Annotated in this window: 15 protein-coding genes and 1 pseudogene; 10 read left to right on the top strand and 6 right to left on the bottom strand. The window is 28.1% G+C overall.

Annotated features, from left to right (window positions below; genetic code table 11):
• Positions 1-9 precede the first annotated feature (9 nt).
• Complete coding sequence (locus L988_RS04605) at positions 10-522, top strand: nitroreductase family protein (RefSeq protein ID WP_047382054.1); 513 nt, start codon at positions 10-12, stop codon at positions 520-522.
• Positions 523-598: 76 nt separating this feature from the next.
• On the opposite strand, the gene L988_RS04600 is transcribed toward L988_RS04605, so the two are convergent.
• Positions 599-1,240, bottom strand: a complete 642-nt coding sequence (locus L988_RS04600) for a flavodoxin family protein (protein ID WP_047382053.1) — start codon at positions 1,238-1,240, stop codon at positions 599-601.
• 28 nt (positions 1,241-1,268) lie between these two features.
• The gene (locus L988_RS13605) at positions 1,269-1,406 is read right to left on the bottom strand and encodes a hypothetical protein (protein WP_156110685.1); all 138 of its coding nucleotides are present in this window, start codon (positions 1,404-1,406) and stop codon (positions 1,269-1,271) included.
• 155 nt (positions 1,407-1,561) lie between these two features.
• Here L988_RS13605 and L988_RS04595 point away from each other — a divergent pair, with 155 nt between their 5' ends.
• From L988_RS04595 to L988_RS04585, 3 genes are read left to right on the top strand one after another with little or no spacing between them, the layout of a single operon-like run.
• Positions 1,562-2,164: a LysE family translocator gene (locus L988_RS04595; protein WP_047382052.1), complete on the top strand. Its 603-nt coding sequence runs from the start codon at positions 1,562-1,564 to the stop codon at positions 2,162-2,164.
• A 10-nt stretch (positions 2,165-2,174) separates the two neighbouring features.
• On the top strand, positions 2,175-2,903 hold the full coding sequence (locus tag L988_RS04590; protein ID WP_047382051.1) for an SDR family oxidoreductase: 729 nt from the start codon (positions 2,175-2,177) through the stop codon (positions 2,901-2,903).
• Positions 2,896-3,456: a DUF4269 domain-containing protein gene (locus L988_RS04585; RefSeq protein WP_047382050.1), complete on the top strand. Its 561-nt coding sequence runs from the start codon at positions 2,896-2,898 to the stop codon at positions 3,454-3,456. Before L988_RS04590 ends, L988_RS04585 begins: the two co-directional genes overlap by 8 nt.
• Positions 3,457-3,519: 63 nt before the next feature.
• Here L988_RS04585 and L988_RS04580 read toward each other — a convergent pair whose 3' ends face one another.
• Together L988_RS04580 and L988_RS04575 are read right to left on the bottom strand one after the other, a co-directional pair.
• Positions 3,520-4,695: a M20 family metallopeptidase gene (locus L988_RS04580; protein WP_047382048.1), complete on the bottom strand. Its 1,176-nt coding sequence runs from the start codon at positions 4,693-4,695 to the stop codon at positions 3,520-3,522.
• Positions 4,696-4,710: 15 nt separating this feature from the next.
• The gene (locus L988_RS04575) at positions 4,711-6,114 is read right to left on the bottom strand and encodes a YfcC family protein (protein WP_047382047.1); all 1,404 of its coding nucleotides are present in this window, start codon (positions 6,112-6,114) and stop codon (positions 4,711-4,713) included.
• Between the two features lie 218 nt (positions 6,115-6,332).
• On the opposite strand from L988_RS04575, the gene L988_RS04570 reads away from it, so the two are divergent.
• The 4 genes and pseudogenes from L988_RS04570 (at position 6,333) to msrA (ending at position 9,018) form a co-directional block, all read left to right on the top strand.
• Positions 6,333-7,169, top strand: coding sequence for a MurR/RpiR family transcriptional regulator (locus tag L988_RS04570; protein ID WP_047382045.1), 837 nt, complete (start codon positions 6,333-6,335; stop codon positions 7,167-7,169).
• A gap of 127 nt (positions 7,170-7,296) precedes the next feature.
• On the top strand, positions 7,297-7,845 hold the full coding sequence (locus L988_RS04565) for a glutathione peroxidase (protein WP_047382043.1): 549 nt from the start codon (positions 7,297-7,299) through the stop codon (positions 7,843-7,845).
• 166 nt (positions 7,846-8,011) lie between these two features.
• Positions 8,012-8,443: pseudogene (msrB, locus tag L988_RS04560) on the top strand (peptide-methionine (R)-S-oxide reductase MsrB); the annotation flags it as partial.
• On the top strand, positions 8,440-9,018 hold the full coding sequence (gene msrA / locus L988_RS04555) for a peptide-methionine (S)-S-oxide reductase MsrA (protein WP_052191688.1): 579 nt from the start codon (positions 8,440-8,442) through the stop codon (positions 9,016-9,018). The pseudogene msrB and the gene msrA, both read left to right, overlap by 4 nt.
• Positions 9,019-9,063: 45 nt before the next feature.
• On the opposite strand, the gene L988_RS04550 is transcribed toward msrA, so the two are convergent.
• The gene (locus L988_RS04550; RefSeq protein ID WP_047382040.1) at positions 9,064-9,903 is read right to left on the bottom strand and encodes a prephenate dehydratase domain-containing protein; all 840 of its coding nucleotides are present in this window, start codon (positions 9,901-9,903) and stop codon (positions 9,064-9,066) included.
• 5 nt (positions 9,904-9,908) lie between these two features.
• Positions 9,909-11,417 carry an ABC transporter substrate-binding protein gene (locus L988_RS04545; protein ID WP_047382039.1) on the bottom strand — a complete coding sequence of 503 codons (1,509 nt, stop codon included), beginning with the start codon at positions 11,415-11,417 and terminating at the stop codon, positions 9,909-9,911.
• Between the two features lie 274 nt (positions 11,418-11,691).
• Between L988_RS04545 and L988_RS04540 the strand changes: the two genes are divergently transcribed.
• Both L988_RS04540 and L988_RS04535 read left to right on the top strand, forming a co-directional pair.
• Positions 11,692-12,129, top strand: a complete 438-nt coding sequence (locus L988_RS04540) for a hypothetical protein (RefSeq protein WP_047382038.1) — start codon at positions 11,692-11,694, stop codon at positions 12,127-12,129.
• On the top strand, positions 12,116-13,666 hold the full coding sequence (locus L988_RS04535; protein ID WP_047382036.1) for a toxin-antitoxin system YwqK family antitoxin: 1,551 nt from the start codon (positions 12,116-12,118) through the stop codon (positions 13,664-13,666). Before L988_RS04540 ends, L988_RS04535 begins: the two co-directional genes overlap by 14 nt.

Below are 13,666 nucleotides of genomic sequence, written 5' to 3'. Positions count from 1 at the left end.
GGAGGAATCGTGGATTTTTTAGCAAGAAGATCGATTAGAAAGTATATTTCAAAAGACATAGAAAATGAAAAACTGAATGAAATTTTAAAGGCTGGATTATCTTCTCCAACAGGTAAAAATATAAAACCATTTGAATTGATTGTGGTGAAAAATAAAGAAAAATTAAAAAAAATGGCAAAGGCAAAAGATAGTGGTAGTGGATCGATGCTAGAAGGAGCAAATTTAGGAATAGTTGTTTTAGGAGATCCAGAGAAATCAAATCTATGGAATGAAGATTGTTCTATTGTATCTTTTTCAATTTTACTAAAAGCTTTTGATTTAGGAATTGGAGGATGTTGGGTCAATGTGAAAGGGCATAAACATTCGAGCACCTTATCTTCTGAAGAATATCTTACTAATTTATTAAATATTCCTAAGAATTTAAAGATAGTATCAATAATCTCTTTAGGATATCCAGATGAACAAAAAGTAGCATATGAAGATAAAGATTTAGATTTTTCTAAAATACATTTTGAAAATTAATAATAAAAAACGATACCTGAATTAATTAAATTTTGGTATCGTTTTTATTTTTATTTCTCTAAAATTTTATTTGCGTTTATACTTTATCATTTTTTATATTGTTTAAAAGTATTACGCTCTTTTTTATTTCAAATAAAGATTGATTTTGTTCTTCTAGTGTTTTTGGTAAGTGATGTGGTTCTATTTTATCAATAAAACCATGATCTTTAACAACTTTTCCTATAGAGCAAGTTAATCCAAAGCCACATGTATAGCATTGAGAGTAACCTTCAATAAACATTTCTTTTATAATAGACATAAAATTATACTTACTCATAAATTTTTTTAATTCTTCATTAACAGAACTTGTGCCAATTTCATTATAGCCAATACTTATAATAACACCTAGTTTTCCAGCTAATCCTAAAAATTCATTATGTCTAAAAGAATAAGTTCTTTCCCAAAAACTATGAGAAATAGCATTTAAAGTTCCAAAATAATTAGGAGCTCCAAAAATTATTTTATCAGCTTTTAACATTTTATTAGCAATCTCATGGAAATCATCTTGGATTATGCAAATATTATCTTTGGCACAGGCGGTACATCCCAAGCAACCTCCTATTTTTTTTCCAGATAATGATATAAATTCAGTTTCTTCATTACAATTTTCTAATATTTTTTTTATAACTTTAGAAGTTATTCCATTAGTTCGGCCACTTCCACTAATTCCAAGAATCATAAAAATCCTCCTAACTATATTTAAAAAACTATAAGTTTATATTCTTCTGAATATGACTTCCACTCTCTTTCCACAAATTTAATTTTTCATTTTTTCCAATACCTATAGATTCATTAGCTAAAGATATGCTAGAAATTAAAAGAGCAAGAATTAAAAAATTTTTCATAAAACATCAACTCCTTTTTATTTTAGATTACCATGCTTTTATAATTAATGTAAATTAGTTACAAAAAAGTAACCAGTTTAATATTTTAATTTACACTTAAAAATATTTCTGTTATTATTTGTAGAAGATTAATTCTAGATAAATGGAGGGATTTTATGCTGATTGAAGGTTTTAAATTTGGGATGTTATTACAACTTGCTATTGGTCCAGTTTGCCTTTATATATTTTCATTAGGAGTCAACGAAAGTTTTATACATACTTTATTTGGAGTTTTAGGAGTCGTTCTTGCTGATGCAATGTATATAATTTTAGCTATTTTAGGAATTTCATCATTTATAAAAAATGAAAAAACTCAAAAATCTTTTAATTTATTAGGAGCTGGTATTGTTATTATTTTTGGACTTCAATTAATTTTAGGATATTTTAATCTTTCTATATTGCCAAGTATCAATCTATTTAAAGATTTTAATTCTAATCTTCCTTTTTTAAAAGCTTTCTTTTTAACAGCTGCTAATCCTATGACAATTCTTTTCTGGATAGGTGTTTTTAGTACTAAGTTAAATGAAAACTTTTTAGATAAAAAATCAATTTTACTATTTTCTATAGGTTCTCTTTTGGCTACTTTAATATTTTTAAGTTTTATTGGATTTATAGGTTCTTTGAGTAGTAATTTTTTAAATAAAAATATTTTATCTACATTAAATCTGAGTGTTGGGCTAGCTTTAATGTATTTTGGAATAAAAAAAATAAAAAAATAAAGGTGGTAAAATGAAAAAAAATTTTTCAAATAATATATGTATTATTACTGGTGGTGCTGGTGGTATTGGGTACCATCTTTCAGAGGGATTCCGTCAGAAGGGATACAAAGTAGTCGTTTTAGATATAAAAAAACATAATGAACTATCTTCAGATATAGACTTCATACAGGTTGATCTTAGATCAGAAACTGAGATAAAAAATTCATTCTCTAAAATTGTTGAAAAATATGGAAATGCTCATATACTTATAAATAATGCTGCCATATCAACTTTTAATAAAAATATTGAAGATATCTCTATAGATGAGTTCGACGATGTTATAAATGTTAATTTGCGTGGAAGTTTTATCTGTTGTAAAGAGTTTATAAAAATAAATAAAGGAGAAATTTATGGTAGAATAATAAATATCACTTCTACTAGATGGAATCAAAATGAATCTAATTGGGAAGCTTATGGAGCTTCTAAAGGCGGTTTAGTCTCTTTAACTAACACTCTTGCTGTTTCTTTAGCCAAAACACCTATAACTGTTAATGCTATTAGCCCTGGATGGATACAAGTTGAAAATTATAATACTTTGACTGCAACAGATCATTCACAACACCCATCAGGAAGAGTTGGAACTCCTCGGGATATTCTTAATGCATGTTTATTTTTATCTGATATTGAAAATGACTTTATAAATGCAGCAAATATAATCATTGATGGTGGTATGAGTAAAAAAATGATTTATAATGACTAAAATCAATTTCCAAAGTATAGAATACCTTTCTTTTGGAAATGAAAAACAGAAAAAAAGTTATAAGATATTATCAGAGTTAGAAATTTTTGAAACACTTAAAAATTTCACTCCAATTTTAGTTGGAACTATTCCTTTAGGTGTTGATAACGAAAAAAGTGATTTGGATATAGTCTGTTATTTTACAAATATTCTAGATTTTAGAAAGCTTATAGAAGAAAATTTTTCAAAACAAAAAAATTTTTCTATTAGAGAGGATCTATTTAAAAATAATCTATTAGTAGCTAACTTTTTTATAGACGAAATGGAAATAGAGATTTATGGTAGCCATATAAACTCTACCCAAACAAATGGTTATCGACATATGATAATCGAAGATAGAATATTACAATTAGCAGACTCTAAATTCCGTCAAAAAATAATCGAACTAAAAAAAGATGGCATGAAAACAGAACCAGCCTTTGCCTTTCTATTAAAATTAGAGGGTAATCCATATGATAAGATACTCGAATTAGAAAATTACTCAGACTATGAATTAATTAAGCTATTACTTTAAATAGTTTTAAAATAAAAACAGTCGGTATATAAAAAATATACCGACTATTTCTATATGTTTTATCTATATTTTCTCACTTTTTTCTTTATTAGCTTTAAACTCTTCTTTCACTTTTCTAAATAGTTCTTCATCTTGAATTAAATCATAAGCTGTCCCTGCTAAAATTTTAGCTCCAAATATTATTGCATCATGAGCTTCTTTACTTTTACCTGCACATAAAAATTCTTCTGAATGCGATGAAGTCCCTTTAGGCACAAATGCAACTCTTATACATGAACCTGGTACTTGATACATTACGTTTCCAAAGTCTGTTGAACCAGTTTTTTCTCTAGGGGGAGATAATCTAGGTGCATCAACCAATTTGGCATTATCCATTAGGATTTGATTTAGCTCTAATACTGGTATCTTGTTATTTAACCTTTTTGTTTCTATAATCTCATACTCTGTTTCAGTCATAAGAGAAGCTCCTTGTACCACCTTAGAAAACCTCTCAATAATATGATCTAAATAAAATCTATCATAAGACCTTATACTTACTTTTGCTTCCGCATATTTAGGAACCACATTTGCAGGACCACCTGCATTTGTTATTGTATAGTGTATTTTTACATCATCTCTCATATGCTCTCTTAAAAATTCAATTCCTTGGAACAGTAAAATTAAGCCATCTAAAGCACTTCTTCCCTTTTCTGGAGCTAAAGCTGCATGCGAGCTTATTCCATGAAATTTTATTGTAAAATTTGAAAGAGCTAAAGATTTTACATCTGTTGTTGTGTCAGGGGCTCCATGCATCATAAGTGCTACATCTATATCTTGGAAACATCCCTCTTGAAGCATTTTCACCTTTGCTCCTACAGTTTCCTCTGCTGGAGTTCCATACACAACAATTTTATAATTTTTATCTTTCAATGAGTCTCTTAAACTTAAAGCGGCTCCTATAACACTTGGTCCTTGAAGATGATGAGCACATCCATGTCCCATACCTTCTAAAGCATCATACTCACACAACAAACCAATTGAAGGTCCAAAATTTCCAACTTCATATGTTGCTTTAAAAGCTGTTTCAAATCCTCCTATTCCCATTTCAATTTCAAATCCATTGTTTTTTAAAATCTCTACAATTTTCTTTGAACTTTTAAACTCTTCTAATCCTAGTTCAGGATTATCAAAAATAAAATCACTTAGGTTGGTTAATTCATCTTTTAATCTTTCAACTCTGTCAAAAATTTTTTGCTTCATATCTTTCTCCTTTAATTAAAATGGACCGTATCCTATCCAGTTTGCTATTGTTATTAGTATTGATCCTGTAACTATCCAAAGTAAAAATAGTTTTCCCATATATCTCATCCAAGCTTCATAAGAAACATTAGCTATAGCAAGGAATCCCATAAGTGCTGAAGATGTTGGTAAAACATAGTTACTTAATCCATCTCCAAAATTAAATGCCAATACTGCTGTTTGTCTAGTCATACCTATAATATCAGCTACAGGAAGCATTATCGGCATTGTAACTGCTGCTTGACCACTTCCTGATGTAACTAATCCATTTATAAATAGTTGCATTAAAAACATTCCTGTTGATTGGAATGAGTGTGGTAATGATGCTAACATATTTCCTAAATAATAAACTGATGTATCTAATATTTTACCATCTGTCAAAATAATCGATATTGTTCTAGCTATACCTATTATTAAAGCCCCAAATATAAGTCCTTTAGCTCCATTCACAAATTCTTTTGCTATAGTACTTGGTGAAAATCCATATGCAAGGCCTCCTAAGATAGCCATCCAAATAAATAATCCTGCACTTTGATTCAATCCCCAATGCCAAGCTGTTCCACCATATATTAAAACACCAAATAGTGCTACTACTATTATTAAAACTAAGTAATGTCTGCTCTCTATCTCTGGCATTACATCTTGATTATTTTCAAGAGTATTTTCTAATTTTTCTAAATCACTAACCACGCTTAACTCTGGATTCTTTTTTATTTTTTTAGCATAGTTTAGTATATATATATTTGTGACAATTAAAAAAACAATCAAACTGAATACTCTATATCCTAATCCTGAGAACATAGGCAATCCAGCTAGAGCTTGTGCTACTCCTGTTGTAAAAGGATTGAATGTTCCTGTACTAAATCCTATTGCTCCACCCAAAGCAACCATTGAAATTCCAACTATCGCATCATACCCCATCGATCTTGCTAATATTATTGCGACTGGAGCAAATCCTATAAATGTATTAACTCCAATACTCATGCAAGCTATGGCAAATATTGTTGTAAATGCTGGAATTAAAAAACTTTCTTTATCGCCAAAAGTTTTTGTTACCTTAGCTGTAAGAGCCTGAAACATCCCTGTTTTTATTATCACATGAAATGCTCCCCCAACAATTAAAACCAAAAATACAATACTGCTTGATTGATTTAATCCATCTACAATCTTGAATGGAATATCTAAAAAATTAACAGGAGTATTTTTTATAAAAGCGAATTGATCTGCCACAATTATAGTTCTTCCTGTAACCACATCTTTTACTCTTGGAAATTGACCTGCTGGAACAATCCAAGTTAGTAATGTTGCAAAAATTATTAACCCCAAAATAATTACATACGTGTGTGGAAAGCTAATTTTCTTTTTCTCTTTTTGATTCATTCTACCCTCCAAAAATATTTTTTAAAAAACATTTCCGCGAAAAATTGTTTATCTATAAACAAAATATACATACTTTATTTCAATAAGTCAATCTTTTTTTGAATTTTTTGTTTGATTTACAGTTTTTTAGACTTATAAAAATATATAAATATTTATTATTCATATATAAACAAAAATATGTTAAGCTATATTGTAAATAATATTTTAAGGAGCGTTTTATGATTTGTTCTCTAGAAAAAAGAATACAAAATAAAAATTTGACTAAAACAGAAACTCTTATCGCAGATTTTTTCTGTAATAATAAAAATAGAATATATTTCTTAACATCAATTGATATTGCCAAAGAATTAAATATTAGTGATACCTCTGTTATCAGATTTGTAAAATCATTAGGATTTAAAAACTTTAAAGATTTCAAAAATAATTTAAAAGAGGAAGTTAGTAATAAAATTCTTACTCCATCAGAAAAACTAAGCTTAAATGAAGAGATTTTAAATAAAAACAATTTAATTGAAACATTTAGAAATTCGATTATTAATAATCTTGATGAAACTCTAAATAATGATTCGTTTGACAAAATAAAAAAAGCTATACACATACTAAATACCTCTAATAAAAAATATGTAATTGGATTCAAAAGTACATCTGGTATTGCTTCATTTTTTGGTTTACGTCTAGGTTTTATTTTAAACAATGTAATTACTCATAGTCAAAACAATTCTGAACTTATAAAAAATATAGTTGACATACAAAAAGATGATTGTTTACTTCTTATCTCTCATCCTAAATATTCAAAAACTTACTCTCTTCTAATTGAATTAGCTAAAAAAGCTAATGCTAAAGTGATTGTTATAACCGACAAAACAACTTCACCTGTTGCTAATTTAGGAGATATCACTCTTTTCACCGATATAAGAGGGATAAGTTATTTCAATTCTATTATATCTACTCAAGCTTTAATTGAATTTATACTAACTACTATGAGTAAAAATTTAGATAACTATTCTAAAGAACGTTTACAAAAAATAAATGATTTATTAAATGAAAATAAATAAAATTGATTAAAAAAATAAGAAACAACTAGATAATATTTAATAACTAGTTACTAAAAAGTAACTAATTTACAATAATCTTAACTATATGATATTCTTTAAAAAATAAATAAAAAAGGAGAGAATACTAATGAAAAACATTTATGATTTTAAAGTAAAAGATTCAAACGGTAATGAAATTTCACTTGAAGAGTATAAAGGAAAAACTCTTTTGATTATAAATACCGCAACACACTGTGGGTATACTCCTCAATATGAAGAATTACAGTTATTATATACAAAATATAAAGAGAAAGGTTTTGAGATATTAGATTTTCCATCTAATCAATTTGGAGAACAAACTCCCGAAGAAAATTCTGAAATCTTAAATTTTTGTAATATTAATTTCGGTGTTAAATTTAAAATTTTTTCTAAGATTGATGTAAATGGAAATAACTCCTCTGATTTATTTAAATTTTTGAGATTGAAGGCTCCAAAAGCAGATGAAACAAAAGATTCTTTAGAATTATACAAAAGACTTAAAGAAAAGAGAAATTTTATAACAGTAGATGATGAAATAAAATGGAACTTTACAAAATTTTTAGTTAATAAAAAAGGTGATGTAATAAAAAGATTTTCACCAACAGATACTCCTTTAAGTTTCGAAAAAGATATTGTCAAACTGCTTGAAGAGAAATAAAAAATTGAATTTGTGAAAAGAGATTGAAAATCATATTTAGATGAATATAACTTATAGTTTTTTTATATGAATAGGAGAGAATAGTATGAAACTAAAATTTTTTATAGGAGTTGGAATTATGATTGGAACTTTAGCTTTTGGAGATTGGAAAGATTTTAAAAAACCGAGTGATGCTGAATTGAAATCAAGACTTACTAATATACAGTATGAAGTTACTCAGAAAAATGGCACTGAACCTCCGTTTGAAAACTTGTATAATGATAATAAAAAAATGGGTATCTATGTAGATATTGTTTCAGGAGAACCTCTTTTTTCATCTAATGACAAATATGAATCAGGAACTGGTTGGCCAAGTTTTACAAAGCCTTTAGTTTCTGAAAATATAGTGTTGAAAAAGGATTTTAAACTTATCTGGCCAAGAACAGAGGTGAGAAGCAAGCATGCAAATTCTCATTTAGGACACGTATTTAATGATGGACCAGCACCCACGGGAAAGAGATATTGTATGAACTCTGCTGCACTTAGATTTATTCCTTTAGAAGAGTTAGAGAAAGAGGGATACGGAGAGTTTTTAAAAGAGTTTGAGGTGAAAAAATGAATAGAGCAAAATCGTTAGCGGTATTGATGTTGAGTTTAAATCTATCTTTAATGGCAGAGATGAAAACGGCTTATTTAGCTGGAGGATGTTTTTGGTGTACAGAGTCTGATATGGAAAAAGTTCCTGGAGTTACATCAGTAATATCTGGATATTCAGGTGGTAATGTACAAAACCCAACATATAAAGAAGTATCTAGTGGAACTACAGGTCATGTTGAGTCTATAAAAATTGACTATGATAGTGATAAAATAAGTTATTCTCAGTTGCTAAATAGCTTTTTGAAAAAAATAGATCCGACTGATGGAGAGGGACAATTTGTGGATAGAGGGTATCAGTATTCACCTGTTATCTTTTATCAAAATAAAGACGAGGAAGTAGAAGCTAAAAAGGCTTTGAATAAAATAAAAGAAGAGGGTAAATTCGAAGAAATCAATGTGAAGCTTATTCCGTTTGAGAAGTTTTATATTGCAGAAGAGTACCATCAAGATTATTATAAGAAGCATAATCTAAAATATAATTATTATAGATATCGTTCTGGTAGAGATCAATTTTTAGAAAAGATTTGGGGAAAGTAGAAGGTTATAAAAAAAGTGCCATTTAAATTTGGCACTTTTTCTTTATTATGTCAGGATTTTACATTTTTTATAACTACCGTAAACTTTTAGTTTTTTTACTTCTTTAGTTATATTATTTAAAGCTTTTTTCAAATTGTCATGAGATAAATTTCCTTCTAAATCAATATAGAAATTATATGAGAAAGTCCCGTCACCTATAGGTCTTGATTCGATTTTTGTAAGATTTATTTTATGATTATAAAACTCACCTAACACTTTATACAAACTTCCAATTTCATGTTTTAATTTTATTCCGACTGTAATTTTATTATTATCAGGATGACTTTTTAAATTTGACTGGATAACAATAAATCTTGTTTTATTGTTTTCATTATCATTTATGTTCTCTTTAAGAATTTTTAAATTATTAATTTTACAAGCACGATTACTTCCAATAGCAGCTTTCTCTAAAGAGTTAGAATCCTTTATATATTTTACACTTAGAGCTGTATTGTGGTAGTGAATATGTTTTACGTCACCTAAAGAATCTATAAAGATTTTACTCTGTTCAAATCCTTGAGGATGAGAGTAAATCTCTTTGATATTCTCTAGGGTAGAATTTTTATTGCCGATTAGATTTTGAATTATTTTTATACAAACCTCTCCAACTATAAAAAGATCATACTTATCTAATAAATCATAAACTAAGTTGATAGATCCTGTAGTTGAATTTTCAATAGGTAAAATACCATACTCAATCTCTTCATTTTTAAGGTTTATAAAAACGTCTTCGAATGTTTTATAATTTTTAGCTTCAATATCTTCCCCAAAATATTGAAACATAGCTTCTTGACTAAATGCTCCCTCGATTCCTTGATAACCGACTACAATCTTTTTATTTTTCACTTATCTCACCTCTTATCGACTTTATAATATCTGTGCATTCCACTCGGATGAGGTTCGAAGCCAGATATATTTTTATTGACTCCAGCAATAACTTTTCTTGTAAATGATATTGCCATAACTCCATCCTCTTGAATAAGTTTTGCAGCTTTTTGATAGTAGCTCTCTCTTTTTTGGTCATCTATCTCCTCTTTAGCTAGCTTTAAAAGTTGGTTAACCTCTGTATTTGAATAGAAGAATCTATTTCCAGCAGGACCTATAAATTTTTCATTGAAAACAGTTAATGCTTCCTCAGCATCCCCAGTTGGAGATGTCTTACCAAGATGGAAAAGCTGGTGTTTTCCATTTGATGTTTCACTTATAAAAGTTCCCCACTCTAAAGGATTTATAGTTAGATTTATTCCAATCTCTTTTAATTGAGCTTGAATAATTTGAGATATTTGCATACTGTCACTGTTACTGTGGATTGTTATAGATAGATTTAGATTCTCTTTGTTTTCAACTTTTTCTAAATACTCTTTAGCTTTTGCAATATCTTGGTTATAGACAGCTCTATCATCTGTGTATCCAAACATATTTGAAGCTAAAGGAGAGTTGATACTTTCAGCGTATTTTCCTAAAACTGTACCTAAAATCTCATCAGCATTTAAGGCATAGATTATTGCCATTCTTAAATTTTTATCTTTTAATTTTGAATCATTCATGTTGAAACCGATGAACTCTATTGCTAGAGGATCAACTGTCATAAGAGTTAAGTTCTGATTGTTTTGAACTTGTTCAGCGTCTATAGGTGAAACAGCATAAGCTACATGGAGTTCCTCTGTTTCTAATCCAATAACTCTATTGGTAGCTTCAGGAATACTTCTGAAAACTAATTTGTCGATGTTTGGTTTTTTAAAAGGATGATTAACATTACTTTTTAAGGTGATTTTATCTCCAGTTATCCATTCCTCTAAAATGAAAGCACCTGTTCCAATAGGATGTTGTCCAAAATTAGTCCCAGATTCAGTGACAGCTTTTTCGCTTACAATAGATGCTCCAGGGTCAGCTAAAAATTTTAAAAGAGTTTTTGTAGGATATTTTGTATTAATATCAAAAGTTTCATCATCAACTTTTTGGAGATTGTCTATACTCTCACCAATAACTCCAACTATTTTTGAGTTTTTAACTCTGTTTAAAGAAAAGATAACATCTTCAACTTTTAAAGGGTCTCCATTATGGAAGAACACATCTTTCTTTAGCTTCATTCTAATTTTAGTCGGAGTTATATATTCCCAACTTTCGGCTAATCCATCTTTTAAATTCATATCACTGTCAACTTCGACCAAAGTATCGTAAAGTTGAACGATAACCTCAAGTGATCTTTTGTCATTAGTACCTTGAGGATCTAAGCTTTTTGCTGCTCCAACTTGAGCTGCAACAACCTCTTTTTTAGATGTTTCAGACTCTTTATTACCGCAGGCGGTTAGTAGTGCTATTAACAATATTAAGCACAGTAAGTTTAATCTATTTTTCATAATCTATCTCTCCTTATATTTCGAAATCTAATTTTTTATATTCTAATATGTTATCATTTTTTCAAAGTTGTTCCTAGATAACTATTTTTTAAAAAAATTGTTCGTAAACTTTATTTTACCATTAGAGAAATAAAGTGTCAAATAGATAAATATGAAAATATCTGTTCGTTGAGTTAAAAAATATTATAAATAAAATCTTTAATATATTATTGAATTTAATAGATAAATGTATTAGTATTAAGATATATTTTATAAAGTAAACAAAGGGGTGGGTATGAACAAAATTATTTTAATTTTGATATATCTTTTATTTTTATCTATAGTTGATGCTTCAGCAACCACATTTGAAGATAGAAGCTTAATATTGAAAAATGACTTTTATAGTATCGAAGCGGTTTATATAAAAGATAACAAGATAAAAACATACAAAGAGTTTTCCAAAGAGCTTGGGATTCAAATTCAAATCAGTTTTGATGCTGAGGAGAATCCTGAAGAAATTTTAATTTTAGATGGTGGAGAGCAGCTTATAGCAACAGTGAAAAATTATGAAATTGAAAGTTTGTATATAAAAGCAGGAGAAGATAAAAGAGTAGTTCAAAAAGAGGAAGTTGATACGAGTATTATAGAAAATATAATGGAACAAATAAAATCTACTTTTTTTACAGATGAACTATGGTATAAAATTCAAGAGAGGGAAGATGTTGGAAAATAATATGTTTTTAAAAAAATTTGAGTTAAGTAGTGATGAAGGTTTTTATACAATTTATTATTTAAATAATGAAGAAGAGATAGAGTATTTAAATATTTCTTATAATAGTTTTACTAGTCGAAATGAAGATGAATATAGATATGTAGAATACTATTTAGATGATGAATATGCTTTAGAATATTGGGAGTTTTCTTCAGAGAATGTAGGAGTTATTAGAAGTATTTTTGACGAAGCCTCTTATGAAGATATAACTTTTGATACAATTAATAAAAATATAATAAAGATAGAAGTTTTTGAAAATATTACAAATAATTTAATGTCTCAACGTATTGTAACACCTACAGGATACAATACTCTTGTTATTAACCCAGCCTTAAAGGAGTATTGTGTTGAAAATTTTGAATTTGTAAAAAATGGTTATCGTTGTCTTTATAATGAAAAGGATGTCTTACTAGAAGAGCAGGAGTATGTCAACGGTGAAATTGTGGGAACTTCTAAATATTATTATGAGGATGGAAGTTTGAAATTTTTAACAAACTTGAACCAAACAATAGAATTTTATGAAACCGGAGAATTAAAAAGTAAAATATATAAATTTAAAAAGTTTTCAAAGATTGTGGAATATTATTTAAATGGAAATCTAAAGAGTGTAGGAACCTTAAATAATAGTAATGAATATATAGGAATGGGATGGACTTTTTATGAAGATGGTCAGTTAAAAAAGATCTGTTCTTATGTGGATAATTTAATAGATGGAGAGTATAAAGATTATTATAAAAACGGAATTGTAAAAACAGATAGTTTTTATAAATTAGGAAAAGAGAGTTGTGAGTTTAAAAGCTATTATGAGAATGGTCAAATAGAGTGTATCATAGACTTAGAAGATGGAAAGCGTTGTGGAAAGTTTTTGAAATATTATAAATCAGGCCAGTTACAGGATGAAACCTACTATTCTAATAATGCCCCAATAAACGATTCACTAATTTATTATGAAAATGGAAAACTATATGCCAAATTAGCTTATAAAAATGGATTAAGAGTTGGTATATCTGAGTGGTTTTATGAAACCGGAGAATTACAGTCGATTAACAAGTATGATTTAGTTGATGAGTCTTCATACTTAAACTATTCAAAATCATATTATAAATCAGGAGGAATAGAGAGCTATATTCAGTGGGAAGATGCTCTTTGTGAACATAATCAAGAGGATTATTCATACAATGTTGTAGGTGGATATGAGAAATTAAATATCTCTTACTATGAGGATGGAAAGTTAAGAAAAAAACAGAAAATGATTGAAGAAAAGAGATATTCAATAGAGCGTTATGATGAAGATGAAGTTCTAACACAAAAGGGAGTTTTCTTTAGAGATCAGAATATATTTTATTGGATAGGAACATTACTAACATTTAATAAAAATAGATCTTTAAAAATAGTGACAAATTATTCAGAGAATGGAAAGTTTATAGATACGCATAACTATTTTAATGGTGCGACACGTTTCGTAATGAAAAGTTACGACATGTTAAAAGTAGCTTAG

It is taken from the genome of Cetobacterium sp. ZWU0022 (assembly GCF_000800875.1).
In the GTDB taxonomy this organism is placed as follows: domain Bacteria; phylum Fusobacteriota; class Fusobacteriia; order Fusobacteriales; family Fusobacteriaceae; genus Cetobacterium_A.
This window is presented reverse-complemented; position numbering and strand designations above follow the sequence as displayed.